At 72.1% G+C, this 15,637-nt stretch carries 11 protein-coding genes and 2 pseudogenes; 8 read left to right on the top strand and 5 right to left on the bottom strand.

What is annotated here, in order from left to right; all coding sequences use genetic code 11:
• Positions 1–6: 6 nt before the first annotated feature.
• From nhaA to ACZ5XZ_RS08340, 4 genes are all read right to left on the bottom strand, one after another.
• Positions 7–1,359, bottom strand: a complete 1,353-nt coding sequence (gene nhaA / locus ACZ5XZ_RS08355) for a Na+/H+ antiporter NhaA (RefSeq protein WP_468975407.1) — start codon at positions 1,357–1,359, stop codon at positions 7–9.
• 314 nt (positions 1,360–1,673) lie between these two features.
• Positions 1,674–3,638, bottom strand: a complete 1,965-nt coding sequence (gene acs / locus ACZ5XZ_RS08350) for an acetate--CoA ligase (protein WP_468975406.1) — start codon at positions 3,636–3,638, stop codon at positions 1,674–1,676.
• Between the two features lie 148 nt (positions 3,639–3,786).
• Positions 3,787–6,120, bottom strand: coding sequence for a SulP family inorganic anion transporter (locus ACZ5XZ_RS08345; RefSeq protein ID WP_468975405.1), 2,334 nt, complete (start codon positions 6,118–6,120; stop codon positions 3,787–3,789).
• A gap of 468 nt (positions 6,121–6,588) precedes the next feature.
• Positions 6,589–7,575, bottom strand: a complete 987-nt coding sequence (locus ACZ5XZ_RS08340) for an ATP-binding protein (protein ID WP_468975403.1) — start codon at positions 7,573–7,575, stop codon at positions 6,589–6,591.
• 101 nt (positions 7,576–7,676) lie between these two features.
• On the opposite strand from ACZ5XZ_RS08340, the gene ACZ5XZ_RS08335 reads away from it, so the two are divergent.
• On the top strand, positions 7,677–8,534 hold the full coding sequence (locus ACZ5XZ_RS08335) for a Fic family protein (protein WP_384427881.1): 858 nt from the start codon (positions 7,677–7,679) through the stop codon (positions 8,532–8,534).
• A gap of 376 nt (positions 8,535–8,910) precedes the next feature.
• Here the strand turns inward: ACZ5XZ_RS08335 and ACZ5XZ_RS08330 are convergent, their stop codons facing one another.
• Positions 8,911–9,801, bottom strand: a complete 891-nt coding sequence (locus ACZ5XZ_RS08330) for an HAD family hydrolase (RefSeq protein ID WP_468975401.1) — start codon at positions 9,799–9,801, stop codon at positions 8,911–8,913.
• Between the two features lie 493 nt (positions 9,802–10,294).
• On the opposite strand from ACZ5XZ_RS08330, the pseudogene ssd reads away from it, so the two are divergent.
• The 7 genes and pseudogenes from ssd to ACZ5XZ_RS08295 all read left to right on the top strand — a co-directional run.
• A pseudogene (gene ssd, locus ACZ5XZ_RS08325) lies at positions 10,295–11,398 on the top strand (septum site-determining protein Ssd); the annotation flags it as partial.
• Between the two features lie 287 nt (positions 11,399–11,685).
• Positions 11,686–12,858 (top strand): TadA family conjugal transfer-associated ATPase, encoded by a 1,173-nt coding sequence (locus ACZ5XZ_RS08320; protein ID WP_468975400.1) that lies wholly within the window; start codon positions 11,686–11,688, stop codon positions 12,856–12,858.
• Positions 12,855–13,799, top strand: a complete 945-nt coding sequence (locus tag ACZ5XZ_RS08315) for a type II secretion system F family protein (protein ID WP_468975398.1) — start codon at positions 12,855–12,857, stop codon at positions 13,797–13,799. The genes ACZ5XZ_RS08320 and ACZ5XZ_RS08315 overlap by 4 nt, the downstream gene beginning before the upstream one ends.
• 365 nt (positions 13,800–14,164) lie before the next feature.
• Positions 14,165–14,620, top strand: a complete 456-nt coding sequence (locus ACZ5XZ_RS08310) for a type II secretion system F family protein (RefSeq protein WP_468975397.1) — start codon at positions 14,165–14,167, stop codon at positions 14,618–14,620.
• Positions 14,621–14,742: 122 nt separating this feature from the next.
• The gene (locus ACZ5XZ_RS08305) at positions 14,743–14,940 is read left to right on the top strand and encodes a DUF4244 domain-containing protein (protein ID WP_468975395.1); all 198 of its coding nucleotides are present in this window, start codon (positions 14,743–14,745) and stop codon (positions 14,938–14,940) included.
• Entirely contained in the window at positions 14,927–15,319 is a 393-nt protein-coding gene (locus tag ACZ5XZ_RS08300) for a TadE family type IV pilus minor pilin (RefSeq protein ID WP_468975393.1), read from the top strand. The genes ACZ5XZ_RS08305 and ACZ5XZ_RS08300 overlap by 14 nt, the downstream gene beginning before the upstream one ends.
• Positions 15,297–15,569, top strand: a pseudogene (locus tag ACZ5XZ_RS08295) (Rv3654c family TadE-like protein); the annotation flags it as partial. The gene ACZ5XZ_RS08300 and the pseudogene ACZ5XZ_RS08295, both read left to right, overlap by 23 nt.
• Between the last annotated feature and the right edge of the window lie 68 nt (positions 15,570–15,637).

Raw genomic sequence — 15,637 nt, 5'->3', positions numbered from 1 at the left:
CTCAGATCATGCCGGACCATCGTCTCCGGCGTGCGAGCCGGAGGCCACTTCGGCCAGCCGCCGGTGTTCGGCGGCCTTGGCCTCGTGGATCGCGGCCATCCGGAGGTGGTATTCCGGTTTGTCCACCTCGTAGATGTCGGGGATGCCGTCCTGGTCCTCGTCCCGCTCCTCGTCCTCACACAGCTTTCTGTACTTGCGGTTGCGGAGCTTGAGTAGGACGGCGGCGAAGACGGCCGCGAGCAGCGAGCCGATCAGCACCGACGCCTTGATCTCGTCGGCCAGCGCCAGGTCCTCGGAGAAGGCGAGTTCGCCGATCAACAGGGAGACGGTGAAGCCGATGCCGGCGAGGGAGGCCACCGCGAAGACGTCCGGCCATCTGAGGTCGGGGTTGAGTTCGGCCTTGGTGAAGCGGGCGGCGCACCACGTTCCGCCGAAGATCCCCAGCGCCTTGCCCACTATCAGGCCGAGGACCACCCCGAGCGTTTCCGGCCGGGTGAAGACCTCGTGGAGTGCGCCGCCGGAGAGGGAGACACCCGCGGAGAAGAGGGCGAACAGCGGTACCGCGAGACCGGCCGAGAGCGGGCGGATCAGATGCTCGATGTGCTCGCCGGGCGACTGGGTCTCGCCGTCGCGGCGGTGGCAGCGCAGCATCAGGCCCATGGCCACGCCGGCGATGGTGGCGTGCACCCCGCTGTTCTCCATCAGGGCCCAGATGACCACGGCGAGCGGGACGTAGACGTACCAGCCGCGGACGCCCTTGCGCAGCAGCAGGTAGAAGACCACCAGGCCGACGACGGCGAATCCGAGCGCCGCGAAGTTGATCTTCGAGGTGAAGAAGATCGCGATGATCAGGATGGCGAAGAGGTCGTCGACGACGGCGAGCGTGAGCAGGAAGGCGCGCAGGGCGGCGGGCAGGGACGTCCCGATGACGGCGAGTACGGCGAGTGCGAAGGCGATGTCGGTGGCGGTGGGCACCGCCCAGCCCTGTAGCGAGCCGCCGCCGAGGGTGTTGACGACGACGTAGACGAGCGCCGGTGTCGCCATGCCGCAGACCGCGGCGATCACGGGGAGCGCGGCGGCCCGGCGGTCGCGCAGCTCGCCGGCGACCAGTTCGCGCTTGAGCTCGATGCCCGCGACGAAGAAGAAGATCGCCAGCAGGCCGTTGGCGGCCCAGTGCTGGACGGAGAGATCCAGACCCAGAAAGGCCGGGCCGAGGTGGAAGCCGCGGACCGCCTCATAGCTTCCGCCGAGGGTGTTCGCCCAGATCAGAGCCGCTACCGCGGCGGCGAGGAGGAGGATGCCGCCGACGGTTTCGGCGCGCAGCGCATCGGCGATGAAGTTCCGCTCGGGCAGGGACATTCGCCCGAGGAATAGGGAACGGCGATTGGACGCACTCACGACGGGTGACCTCCGGCCTTCGGCAGCTGTGTACGGCTGTTGCAGTTGCCGACCAGACTTCCCGGCGCACCCTGAGTTTCTTAGCGCATCATTGACGCGCCTCCTACTGTACCGGGCGGGTGCGAACGGCTATTCGGTGGCCCTACTTTACGGGCAAATCGGGCGCCGGGTCGCTGGAGGGAAAGCCGGCCCTTCAGGCGCCCGAGGGGCCCCGGGAAGGCCGGAGGGGGCACCCGGCCGCTGTGGCCCGGCGCCCCCTCCATGATCCGTACCGCTCAGTCCTCGCTGGCCGCGCTCGGCAGCTTGGCCTGGATCAGATCCATGACCGAGGAGTCGGTGAGCGTGGTGACATCACCGAGGTCGCGGTTCTCGGCGACATCGCGCAGCAGCCGGCGCATGATCTTGCCCGAGCGGGTCTTGGGCAGCTCCGCGACCGGCATGATCCGCTTCGGCTTGGCGATCGGGCCGAGCTGCTGGGCGACATGCGCCCGCAGCTCCTCGACCAGGCCTTCGTTCTCGGCCGCGCCGCCGCGCAGGATGACGAAGGCGCAGATGGCCTGGGTGGTCTGCGGGTCGGTGGCGCCGACGACCGCGGCCTCGGCCACCTTCGGATGCGAGACCAGGGCCGACTCCACCTCGGTCGTGGAGATGTTGTGGCCGGACACCAGCATGACGTCGTCCACCCGGCCCAGCAGCCAGATGTCGCCGTCGTCGTCCTTCTTGGCGCCGTCGCCGGCGAAGTACTTGCCCTCGAAGCGCGACCAGTACGTGTCGAGGTAGCGCTGGTCGTCGCCCCAGATCGTACGGAGCATGGCCGGCCAGGGCTCGGTGAGGACGAGGTAGCCGCCACCGCCGTTCGGCACCTCGCGTGCCTCGTCGTCCACCACCGTGGCGGAGATGCCGGGCAGCGGTTGCTGCGCCGAGCCGGGCTTGGTCTCCGTGACGCCGGGCAGCGGGCTGAGCATCATCCCGCCGGTCTCGGTCTGCCACCAGGTGTCGACGATCGGAGTGGCGTCGGCGCCGATGTGCTTGCGGTACCACATCCATGCCTCGGGGTTGATCGGCTCGCCCACCGACCCCAGGACGCGCAGCGACGACAGGTCGAACTTCGCCGGGATGTCGTCGCCCCACTTCATGCAGGCGCGGATCGCGGTCGGCGCGGTGTACAGGACCGTCACGCCGTACTTCTGCACGATCTCCCACCAGCGGCCCTGGTGCGGGCTGTCGGGTGTGCCCTCGTAGAGCACCTCGGTCGCACCGTTGGAGAGCGGGCCGTAGGTGATGTACGAGTGGCCGGTCACCCAGCCGACGTCGGCGGTGCACCAGTAGACGTCGGTCTCGGGCTTCAGGTCGAAGACCGCGTGGTGGGTGTACGACACCTGGGTGAGGTAGCCGCCGGTGGTGTGCAGGATGCCCTTGGGCTTACCCGTCGTACCGGAGGTGTAGAGGATGAACAGCGGGTGCTCGGCGTCGAAGGCCTCGGGCGTGTGCGTCTCGCTCTGCCGCTCGACGATCTCGTGCCACCACACGTCCCGGCCCTCGTGCCAGGCGACGTCCTCCTGGCCGGTGCGGCGTACGACGAGCACGCTGCGGACGTTCTCCGTACCGGGCTTGGTCAGCGCGTCGTCGACGGCCGGCTTGAGGGCGGAGGGCTTTCCGCGGCGGTAACCGCCGTCGGCGGTGATCACCACGCGGGCGTCGGCGTCGATGATGCGCGTCGCCAGCGCGTCCGCGGAGAAGCCGCCGAAGACCACCGAGTGCGGAGCGCCCAGGCGGGCGCAGGCCAGCATGGCGATGACCGTCTCCGGGATCATCGGCATGTAGATGGCGACCCGGTCGCCGGCCCGCACGCCCAGCTCGGTCAGCGCATGGGCGGCCTTGGAGACCTCGCGCTGCAGCTCGGCGTAGGTGATCGCGCGGCTGTCGCCCGGCTCGCCCTCGAAGTGGATGGCGACCCGGTCGCCCAGGCCGTTCTCCACGTGCCGGTCCACGCAGTTGTAGGCGACATTGAGTTTGCCGTCGGCGAACCACTTCGCGAAGGGCGCATTGGACCAGTCGAGGGTCTGAGTGGGTGCGGTCTCCCAGGACAGTCGCCGGGCCTGTTCTGCCCAGAAGCCCAGCCGGTCCGCCGCGGCCTGTTCGTACGCGGCGGCCGTGACGTTGGCATGCGCGGCCAGATCCGAGGGTGGCGCGAACCGCCGCTCCTCCTTGAGCAGATTGGCCAGGCTTTCGTTGCTCACGACATCTCCCATTCCCAGGGCGTCCGATGTGTCCCAGGCCATAGCTCATCAGCCCGCGGTGGACCCTGACAAGGGCTGTGGAAAATTATTGGTGTAGACCTGTTGACTGTTCGTCTGTTCCGCGGCCGCCGGGCGGCCGCTGCGCAGGTCAGACGCCGACCGGCGCCGCCTCGCCGCGGACCGCGCAGAACCGCCCGGTGGCCTCGTCGAGCACATACGCCTGGGCCGCGCCGACGTCGAAGTACATGCCGTGCAGCGCCAGGGTGCCCTCGGCCACCCGGCGGGCCACACAGGCGTGTGCCCTGAGATGGTCGAGCTGCTGCATGACGTTGACGAGCGCCAGTCGCTCCTGGTCATCGGCCACCGGCCGCCCGGCCAGGGCGACCTCGCCCCGTCCCAGCCGCCCGATGCGCTGCATCCGTGCCAGGCTCGGGTGGCCGTGGCGCAGCCAGCGGGCGAGGGGGGTCGGCTCGGCCCCGTCCGGTGCCGCGGTGCTCAGCAGCGCCCCCATGGCGCCGCACCCCGAATGCCCGCACACCGTGATCGAGCCGACCCGCAGCACCTCCACCGCGTACTCGATCGCCGCTCCCACGGAGTCGCAGGAGGCCTCCGAGCCGGGTGGCGGCATCAGGTTGCCGACGTTGCGCACGGTGAACAGGTCGCCCGGGCCACTGGAGGTGATCATGCTCGTGACCAGCCGGGAGTCCGCGCAGGTCAGAAACAGTTGGGTGGGCCGCTGGCCGTCGCGGGCGAGCCGCGCCAGCTCCTCGCGTACGAGCGGGGCGGTGTGGCGCTGGAACGCGCTGACCCCGCCCAGCAGTTGGCTGCCGCTGCTCTCCGGGGCCGTCGCCTGGTGCGGGGCGGGCCGGGTGCAGTGGTGGTTGCGCCAGGGCGTCCACGGCCGGCACGAGTGCCCGCCGGCCGGCTCGGCGAGCGGACGGCCCCCACGGCCGCCCAGCTTCACCCAGCCGCCGTGCGCCCGATGGGTGGCGCACCAGGACTGCAGGGCCTCGTAGGCGGCGTGGTCCATGAACGAGCCGTACAGCTCGACGACGACCTCGGTGTGCGCCGGCACCAGCGCCAGTGCTCGGGTCAGCCGCGGCACTGCCAGGAACGTCAGCTGGCCGCTGATGCGCACCCGGTAGGCCTCGTCCTCCTGAGTGACGGTGACCCGGGTGTGGGTCAGCCGGCGCAGCGCCAGGAAGGCCGCGACCGCGATGCCGGCCGCCACGCCCTGGAGGACCCCGAAGAGGACGACCCCGCCCAAGGTGCCCGCGTACACCGGGAATTCGCGGTGCCGCTGCACATGCCGGATGTGCGCGAAGCTCACCATCCGTACGCCGACGGCCATCACCAGCGCGGCGAGCGCGGCCAGCGGGATCAGCTCCAGCACCCCGGCCAGCAGGCCCGCGCACAGCAGTACCCATACGCCGTGCAGCACGGTGGCCCAGCGGGTGGCGGCACCGGCCCGTACGTTGGCCGAGCCGCGGATCGCACCGCCGGAGATCGGCAGCCCGCCCAGCAGCCCGGAGGCGACATTGGCCACGCCCTGGCCGGCCAGCTCGCGGTTGAGCTGCGCTCGGCCCGTGGGAGCGCCCGGCCGCTCGGCCGCGAGCCGGTCCACCGCCGCCGCCGACAGCAGCGACTCCATACTGGCGACGAGGGTGACGGTCAGCACCGCGGCCACGAGGGCCGGCACGGACGCCTCCGGGAGGGCGGGCGGCTCGGGCAGTCGCCAGGACGGCAGCTCCACGCGCGGTACCGCCATCGCGGCGCTGGCGGCCGTCGCGGCGAGCACGGCGGCCAGCGGAGCCGGCAGCACCCGCGCCCAGCGCCCGGCGCGGCCCGGCAGCCGGCCCCAGCCGATCAGTACGGTGACGGTGATGGCGCCGATCAGCAGCGCGGCGGTGTGCGGATGCGCCAACTGGCCGGGCAGTGCGACGGCGTTGTCGAGCGCCGAGCTGTCGGGGCTGCCGCCGAGCACCACATGGAGCTGGCCGATGGCGATGGTGACCCCGATACCGGCCAGCATGCCGTGCACGATGGCCGGACTGATGGCCAGCGTCGCACGCGCCACGCGCAGTGCGCCCAGGGCGAGTTGGGTGAGGCCGGCCAGGACCGTGATGGCGCAGGTGGCGCGCCAGCCGAAGCGCTGGACGAGGTCGGCGGTGACCACCAGGAGGCCGGTGGCCGCGCCGCTCACCTGGAGGGGAGTGCCGCCGAGCAGCCCGGCGACGATACCGCCGACGGCCGCCGCGACCAGTCCGGCCTGGAGCGGGGCGCCGGTGGCCAGCGCGATGCCCAGCGACAGCGGTACGGCGAGCAGGAAGACGACGATCGAGGCGGAGAGGTCCCGGCGGAAGGTGGCCCGGCCGGCCCTTTGCGCGGGGGGTTCCTCCGGGCGCATACGGGGCTCGGGAGGGATCTCGGAGCGGTGCGGTGTGTGCGGCGGCTGCGGCGGCAACTTCTCCATCTGCGACATTCCCGTCTCCTCCGGGGCGACGCGGTCGCGCGGGGCGCGAGCGTGGGGCGGCGGTGTACTGCGGCGGGACGTGAGCCGACCGGCGGTCGTCGAGGTGGGGGACGGTCCGGCGACCCTCAAGCATCGGTAAATGGATCGTAATGACGGGTAAAGCTAGTGAGAAGCTTTTACGCGCATTTGCCCCAATCTGTCCATCTATCGGGTGAATGCGAGTTCTTTCGGCTTGCCCGTGTCATTCCTGATTCCTGGCGCCTGAACGCTTGCGGGGGTATTCCGATCGGCCACTCGGAAAAGCGCTCGCGGCGCCAGGAATGAACGGCCGAGGGCGGTCGCATCGGCTGAGGCCGCCCGCGGCAATGAGGTGGCGAGGAGGTGGCGCCGGGAGCGACGGGACCTACCGCGGCGGGGGGCGGCTGGTTCGGCCGGCGGGCCGCGGACCAGGCCGCCCGGCCCGCGCGGCCTGGCAGGTCAGGCGGGCTGTGGGGTGGCCGCTCCTTCGTGGAGTACGAACGCCGGGTCGACCTGGGCCGCCAGGTCGACGCCGGTCTTCGCATTGCCCCAGCTCTCCGCGTTCTTCAGGTGGAAGTGCACCATCTGGCGCGTGTAGCGCTCCCAGTCGCGTCGCCCGTAGGCCGCGTCGGCCGTGTCGTGCAGCACCTCCAGGGCGCGGCGGTTGGCCTGCTCCAGGTAGGCGAAGCGGGCCGGGCGGCCCTTCTCCATGGCGCGCACCCACTCGGAGTGCCCGACCGTCACCAGCAGGTCGTCGCCCACCTCCTCGCGCAGGAACGCCAGGTCGTCGGGGCTCTGCACCTTGTTGCCGACGACCTTGAGGGGGACGCCGAAATCCTGCGCGTACTCCTTGTACTGGCGGTAGACGGCGACGCCCTTACGGGTCGGCTCGGCTACCAGGAAGGTCATGTCGAAACGGGTGAACATCCCGGAGGCGAAGGAGTCGGAACCGGCCGTCATATCGACGACGACATACTCCGCCCGGCCGTCGACAAGGTGGTTCAGGCACAGCTCGACCGCGCCGACCTTGGAGTGGTAACAGGCCACGCCCAGGTCGGACTCGGTGAACGGGCCCGTCGCCATCAGCCGCGCCGCGGCGCCGTCGAGCTCCACCGTGCGCGCGCAGGCGTCGTAGACGGGGTTGTCCTCGACGACCCGCAGCAGTCGTGAGCCCTCTCCGGGCGGGGTGGTCTTGATCATGGAGGCGGCGGACGGGATCCGGGGGTTGCCGCCGCGCAAGTAGTCCTTGATCAGCGGCAGATGGGCGCCCATCGCGGGGAGCGCGGCGGCCCTTGCCTCATCGAGGCCGAGGGCGGCCCCCAGGTGCTGGTTGATATCGGCGTCCACCGCGATCACGGGGATCCGGGACGCGGCGAGATGCCGGATGAACAGGGAGGACAGGGTGGTCTTGCCGCTGCCGCCCTTGCCTACGAAAGCGATCTTCATGTTCACCAAGGGTAATCTGGCTCTACCTCTGAGTGAGGGGTTCGCGTGAAGAAGACCACTCCTTCGAGGGGTCCGGCCCGGTGGTGCGTAGGGTCGTACCCATGGCTGGAATCTCCCGGGGGACCTCCCCCGTACCCCCCAAAGCGAGCGACGATCCGCTTGTGACCCTGGCCTCGCTCCCGGGAGTCGCCGACTCCGTGGACTCCGTGCGCAAGGGCGTCGACCGGGTCTACGGCCACCGGATCATGCGGCGCCGGAGCAATGAGGTCACCTCTGAGGCGGCGCTGCGCGGAGCGCGCGGTTCCGCGGCGCTGTCGGGAGCCGACTGGGCGCTCGAAGAGGTCCGGCGCCGTACCGACTTCGGCGTCGCGGGCGAGCCGCGGACCGTCGGCGCGGCGCTGCGGCTGACCGCGGAGGCGGGGCAGCTGCTGAGCGTGTGGCGGCAGTCGCCGCTGCGCGTCCTGGCGCGGCTCCATCTGGTGGCGGCCGGCGGGGAGTCGCCGGACGAGACCGTGGGGCGGCCCCGACTGGCCGGCGAGCCGGTGGACGAACCGCTCGTCGAGCTGGCGCTCCCGGATGCGGACGAGGTCGCCGGGCGGCTGGACGGGCTGTCGCGGCTGCTGCTCGCGGGCACCGAGGCGCCGGCCCTGGTGGTCGCGGCGGTGGTGCACGGCGAGCTGCTCGCGCTGCGGCCCTTCGCGTCGCACAACGGGCTGGTCGCGCGGGCCGCGGAGCGGATCGTGCTGATCGGCAGCGGACTGGACCCCAAGTCGATCTGTCCTGCCGAGGTCGGGCATGCCGAGCTGGGGCGCGCGGCATATGTCGCCGCCCTGGAGGGCTATGTCTCGGGCACCCCGGAGGGCGTCGCGGCATGGATCGCGCACTGTGGGCGCGCGGTGGAACTCGGCGTTCGGGAGAGCACCGCGGTCTGTGAGGCGCTGCAGCGCGGCGCGGCATAAGAGAGGCATAAGTGGCGACGAGGTGAAGACTGCGAAACCGCCCGGGGAATCCGGAACCATTGCTTCAATTCGTCCCTGAACAGGGTTGCGGCGGTACCAATCGGTGGTACCGCCGCTGGCATGTCTGCCGGGTTACCATGCGTGCACGAAATTTGCCCATCAGGTCGGAATCTTCGTCCGGTTACCTGGTGCGGCTGGCCCGTAATCGACGGGTCGGCGTCGCGTGGGTGCCCGACTTTCATGCATCGGTCCGTGGGCCACTTGCTGCGTTAAAGGTGTTCCTCTCGGATGTCCTTGGTCTCGCGGGCCGTTAAGTCCTTTGTACTACTCGTGCCGGGCGAGGGGAAGCCCAGACCGCAGAACTTTACGTTCACCTTCAAACACGGGCATTACGGGCGGCACTGCTTCGGTCAAAACGGAAGCGCAACTTTGTGGGTTTCCGCCGGCTCGCGTACCAGACCAGTGTCGCGGTCGCCATGGCCGCGCCGGCCGCCGCCATGGCGGCGAGAACCGGCCGCGAGGGCATCGACAGCGCCGGCAGCCGCTGCTTGAGCGGGACCGGACGGCTGAAGGTGAGGACCGGCCAGCCGCGCGCTACCGCCTCCCGGCGCAGCGCCCGGTCCGGATTGACCGCGCAGGGGTGTCCGACCGCCGAAAGCATCGGCACGTCGGTGGCCGAATCGCTGTAGGCATAGCAGCGCTCCAAGTCGTAGCCCTCGGATGCGGCGAGTTCCCGGACGGCTTCGGCCTTGGTCGGTCCATAGGCGTAATACTCGACCTCGCCGGTGAAGCGGCCGTCCTCGCCGACGACCATACGGGTGGCCACGACCCGGTCGGCGCCCAGGAGTTCACCGATCGGTTCGACGACCTCGGCGCCGGAAGTCGAGACGATGACGACATCGCGTCCGGCGGCGTGATGCTCTTCGATCAGTGAGGCCGCCTCGTCGTAAATGATCGGGTCGATCAGATCATGCAGGGTCTCGGCGACGATCTCGCGGACCTGGGCCACATCCCAGCCGCGGCACAGCGAGGAGAGATATTCACGCATCCGCTCCATCTGATCGTGGTCGGCGCCGCCCGCGAGGAACACGAACTGGGCGTACGCAGTGCGCAGTACGGCCCGCCGATTGATCAGGCCGCCTTGGTAGAACGACTTGCTGAAGGTCAGCGTGCTCGACTTTGCAATGACGGTCTTGTCCAAGTCGAAGAACGCAGCAGTACGGGGAGTCGAGTGAGGCACGGAGTGGTTTTCCACGGGGGTGAGCATAGGCTCCCACCATTCGGCGTAAGGTGTGGCGCGTGGGTTTGCCTGAGAAGGCTCTCGGGTACACCATGGAAGTCACGGATCGTTCGCGACCGTGCTAACCCGGTCCGGCTCCTCCCCCCCCGAGTCGGCCGTGGGGACGACCCCCGCTCTCCCCCCCCGGCGGGGGTCGTCGCATGTCCGGACGCTTTTTCCGCCGCCGGACGAGGATCCGCCACTCACTCCGCCTCCACGGCGTCGACGGCTGGTCCACCTCGGTCCCGTTACCCACTGTAGTCAACACGATGCTCTGAGGAACCCCCTCCCGAGGCTTTCGTGGAGCTCTCTTGCGCCCCAGAAGTCGCCCTTCGTCGCTGGAATAGGTGACGGGTATATCCACAGCCGCTGAGTTGTCCACAGATTTGGTTCAAGATCCACTCGGATTTCCTGATCGCCGCATCGTAAAAGTCCGCGAGTTCGCGGATGTGTGAGTTGCGTAGCGATAGGGGGACGGAACGTGGCCGGAACCACGCCATCGGAGCGACCGGACCGCACCGGCGAGGAGCGGGTCGGACCGCTGATCATCACCGAGGACGAACGGCTCCTGGACGATCTGCTGCGGCTGTGCGCCGCGGCGGGTGCGCTGCCCGAAGTGGCACATGGGCTGCCGACCCGCAAAGGGGGCTGGGAGGCGGCGCCACTGGTGATCGTCGGCGAGGACTGCGCGAGCCGCCTGTACGGGGCCGGCCGCCGGGCAGGCGTCATCCTGACGAGCCGGGACACCGACGACCAGGAGACCTGGCGCCGGGCCGTCGCCATCGGGGCGGAGCGCGTCCTTGCCCTGCCTGACGGCGAGCGCTGGCTGGTCGACCGCATCGCCGACGCCGTCGAGGGCGTGGGCCCGTCGGCCCTCACGGTCGGCGTCATCGGCGGCCGCGGCGGCGCCGGCGCGAGCACCCTGGCCGGGGCGCTGGCCGTCACTGCCGCCCGGACGGGCCGGCGCACGATGCTCGTCGACGGCGACCCGCTGGGCGGCGGACTGGACGTCCTGCTGGGCGGCGAGAAGGAAAAGGGCCTGCGCTGGCCCGCGTTCGCCGAATCGCGCGGCCGGGTGGCCTGCGGCGCGCTCGCCGAATCGCTGCCGTACCTGCACTCCCTGCGGGTCCTCAGCTGGGACCGGGGCCCCGACGTCGCCATTCCGCCGGCGGCGATGCGCGCGGTCATGGCGGCGGCACGCCGACGGGGCGGTGTCGTGGTTGTGGACCTGCCGCGTCGCGTCGACGAAACGACGGCGGAGGCCCTGGCCCAGGTGGACATGGGGCTGCTGCTCGTTCCTATGGAACTGCGCGCGGTCGCGGCGGCCCAGCGGGTGGCCTCCGGCGTGCAGCAGCAGCTGGGTGATCTCCGCGTGGTGGCCCGAGGCACCCCTGAACGCCACGGTCACGGCCTGTCTCCGAGCGAAATCGCCCGCCTCATGGATCTACCCCTGTCCGGTGAACTGCCCTGGGAGCAGGGCCTGTTGGCCGACCTGGCGCGTGGCGTACCGCCGGGGGTGCGGGTGCGGGAGCCGTTGGCGCGGTTCTGCGCGGCGTTCTGGCGGCGGATGGTGGCGAGTGGGGGCGACGGGTCAGGGGAGGGGCCTGGCCCGGGCACGGCGCAAGGGCAAGCCCCACAGCCGGGGCAGCAGGCAGGCGCGGCTCCCGGTGCCGGGCCGAGTCAGGGCCCGGGAGTGGAGCCGGGGGCCGGTTCGGGACCGGTGCCCGACTCACGACTGGGGCTGAGCCCGGGCTCGGAGCCCGCAGCGGGGCGGGGGCAGGGGCGCGGTCCGGTGGCATGGGCCGATTCGGGGCCGTCGGCCGCGATGGACGCCGGCGCGGTCCGGGCGGGCAGCCGGGGCGGAGGCCGGCCATGAGGGCGGGGCCGGGGCAGGACCTGCTGGATGTCGTGCGCCGGCGGCTCGCCCAGGCGGGGGCGGAGCCGACGCCGGCTCGGGTGGCGGTGGCGCTGCGCGAGGAGGGGCGGCTCCTGGGAGACGCCGAAGTGTTGGGCGTGGTGGCCGCGTTGCGGTCCGAGATGGTGGGCAGCGGGCCGCTGGAGCCGCTGCTGGCCGCGCCCGAGGTGACGGACGTCCTGGTCACCGCGCCGGACGAGGTCTGGGTGGACCGCGGCACCGGGCTGGAGCGTACGGATGTCCGCTTCCGGGACGAGGCAGAGGTACGCAGGCTCGCCCAGCGGCTGGCGGCGGTGGCAGGTCGGCGCCTGGACGACGCCCGCCCCTGGGTGGACGCCCGGCTCCCGGACGGCACCCGCCTGCATGCCGTGTTGCCCCCGGTGGCGGTGGCCGGGACCTGTCTGTCCCTTCGGGTGCTGCGGCCGCGCGCCTTCGGACTCGCGGAGCTGGTCGCGGCGGGGACGGTCCCGCCGGGCGGCGAACGGCTGCTGCGGGCGATGCTGACGGCCCGGCTGTCGTTCCTCATCAGCGGGGGCACCGGCTCCGGGAAGACCACACTCCTCAGCACGCTGCTCGGCCTGGTCGGCCCGGCCGAGCGGATCGTCCTGGCCGAGGACTCCGCGGAACTGCGGCCGGACCACCCCCATGTGGTGCGGCTGGAGGCCCGCCCGGCCAACCAGGAGGGCGTCGGCAGGGTGGTGCTGAGGGACCTCGTACGGCAGGCGCTGCGGATGCGCCCGGACCGGCTGGTGGTCGGCGAGGTGCGCGGCGCCGAAGTCACGGACCTGCTGGCCGCGCTCAACACGGGGCACGAGGGCGGCTGCGGCACGGTCCATGCCAACGCCGCCTGCGACGTCCCCGCCCGGCTGGAGGCCCTCGGCTCGGCCGCAGGGCTCGACCGTGCCGCGCTGCACAGCCAGCTGGCGGCCGCGCTCTCGGTCGTGCTGCATCTGGTGCGCGATCGGACCGGCCGGCGCCGGATCGCCGAGATCCATGTCCTGGAGCGGGACCGCGACGGCTTCGTGGTGACCGTACCGGCCGCGGTCTGGGGCCCGGGCGGCTTCCAGCAAGTGCGTGGCTGGGGGCGGTTGATGCGGCTGTGCGAGCGGAGCGGGGGCGAGAGCCGATGAACGGGACCGGGGTCGCACTCGTGGTCGCGGTGCTCATCGCGGGAGCCGCGCTCCGGACGGCCGCCGCCGGGCGGCGGCATGACGTACGGCGGCGGGCCCGGGCCCTGTTCGGGGGCGACGGGGAGGCCGGCCCGGCAGGTCGGTGGCAGGCCCGGCTTCGGGGCGAAGGGCTGCGGAAGTGGTGCGCGGGGCGGGTGGCCGAGGGGGATGCGGGCAGACGGTGGAGCGTCGGTCGCTGGGGGGACATCGGGCGGGAGGTCTGGTGCCTGCCGGCCGGGTTGGTGCTGGGCGTGCTGGGCGGGTCGCCGCTGCCGGTGCTCGCCTCGCCGGTGGTCATGTTCCTCGTCCGGCGCCGGCTGGCCGCCCATGGCGCGGGGCGGGCGCGGGACCGGCGGGCCGCTCAGGTGATCGGGCTGTGCGCGGCGGTGGCGGGCGAGCTGCGGGCCGGACGGCAGCCGGCCCAGGCACTGCTCGCCGCGGGGGCGCCGGGCCTCGGGGATGCGGGCTCGGCGGTGGTGGCGGCCGCCCGTTACGGCGGGGACGTACCCCAGGCGCTCCGTGCCGCGGCGCGAGCGTCCGGAGCCGAGGGACTGACCGGCATGGCGGCGTGCTGGCAGGTGGCGGTGGAGGGCGGTGCCGGACTGGCCTCCGGGCTGGAGCGGATCGCCGCCGGACTGCGCGCCCAACGGGATCAACGCGAAGAGCTGCGTGCCCAGTTGGCGGGGCCACGCACCACCGCGCTGATGCTCGCCCTGCTTCCGGCAGGCGGGCTCCTGATGGGCAGCGCACTGGGCGCCGACCCTCTGCGGGTGCTGCTGCACACCCCGGCCGGCTGGGGCTGTCTGGCGGCCGGCGGGCTTCTGGAGTGGGGCGGCGTGGCCTGGACCGCCCGGATCGTCGCGGACGCGGAAGGCACTGCAGTGAGGAGGGCGGCGTCGTGAGCGCGGAAGTTTTCCACAGGGTGGGGATGGCGGTCGCGGCCGTGATGACATTGCTGTGCGCCATGGCGCTGTTACGGGCAGCGCACCGCGCACGAGCCGTACGCAGACGGGCGTCGGCGCTGTGGGGTGGCGCGCCGGGCCGCGACGGGGCTCGACGGACGGGAGGCCGGACTGGATTTCGAGCCGGAGGACGGAACGGCGGTCGGGGGACCGTGAGTGGACCGAGAGCGTGGGCCGGGCCGCTGGGGGTGGCCGGCTTCGTGGCCATCGTCGTCGGCGGATTCCCTGGTGCCGCGGCAGGAATCGCCGTGGGCATCGGAGCATATCGCTGGCTGGCACGCCAACGGGGTGCGGAGGAGGCGAGGTTGGCGGCTGCGGCGGTACGTGCGGAGCTGGCGCCGGCCGGCGATCTGCTGGCGGCCTGCCTCGCGGCGGAGGCCGGCCCGCGGGAGTCGGCCGAGGCGGTGGGCCGTTCGCTCCACGGGCCCGTAGCCGAGCGGCTGCGTCAGGTGGCGGCGGAACTGCGCCTGGGCGGCGAACCGGCCGTCGTATGGCCGCGGTTGGCTGCCCTTCCCGGAGCCGAAGGGCTGGCGCGCTGCATGGAGCGCGCCGGGATATCGGGGGTGCCGGCCGTCGAGTCGGTGTCGCGGATCGCCACCGAGCTCCGTTCGGAGCAGGCCAGGGACGCCACCGCGCGGGCCCGGCGGGCCGGGGTGCTCGTCACCCTTCCACTGGCGGCGTGCTTTCTGCCGGCGTTCCTGGTGCTCGGGGTGGCACCGGTACTGATCGGCCTGGCAGCCGGCCTCTTGGGAGGCGACTGATGCCGATACCCATCCGGCTGATCTTGATACCTGACCGATCTCGGTACCCGACCGATCTCGATACCTGACTGGTCTCTGGATGAAGCAAGTTCAACAACCGGCCAAGAGCCGGGGAGCGGGGGATGGAAATGTTTCGACGGTGGTGGACGAGGCTGCGCTCGGTGGCGGCCGACGACCGGGGGATGGTCACGGCGGAGTACGCCGTGGGAACGCTCGCGGCGGCGGCCCTGGCGACGGTGTTCTACAAGATCGCGACGAGTGACGCGGTCCACGCGGCACTGCGGTCGCTGTTCGAGCGGGCGCTCCATGCCCAGTTCTGACGGCAGGAGCGGCCCTGGGAACCGTGGCGCCCCGAGGGCCTCGCGCGACGCCGGATTCGTGACGGCGGAGGCGGCCGTGGTCATGCCGGTTCTGGTGACGATCGTGGCGGCGCTGATCTGGGGACTGATGGCGGTCTGCGCCCGTATCGAGTGTGTGGACGCGGCCCGGGCCGGGGCGCGGGCGGCGGCGCGGTCGGAACCCCGGGCGGCGGCGATCGCGGCGGCACGGGGCGCCGCTCCGCGGGGTGCGCGGGTCGCGCTGGCGAGGGAGGGCGACCTGGTGCGCGTACGGGTCGAGGCCGGGCTGCTTGGTGCGGGGCGGCTGACGGTCCGGGTCACAGGGGAGGCGGTGGCTCTTGCGGAGGAAACGGTGCGGTGATGAGGGCTCGGCGACGGTCTGGACGGTCTTCGCGGCCGCCGCGTTGTGCGCCGTCTTCCTGGCCCTGATCGCCGTGGGGCAGGCCGTCACGGCACGACATCGCGCGGGGGGAGCCGCGGACCTGGCGGCGCTGGCCGCGGCGGATCGCGCCCTCCAGGGGCCGGCCAGGGCGTGTGCGGCGGCGGGCCGGGTGGCGGACGCCCAGCGCACTCGTCTGGTGAGGTGCTCGGTGGCGGGGGCGATCGCGGATGTGTCGGTCGAGGCGGGCGGCCGTCCGTTCACCTCGCGGGTGCGGGCGCGCGCCGGTCCGGCGGGGTC

The organism is Streptomyces sp. NPDC033270, assembly GCF_055576575.1.
This window is presented reverse-complemented; position numbering and strand designations above follow the sequence as displayed.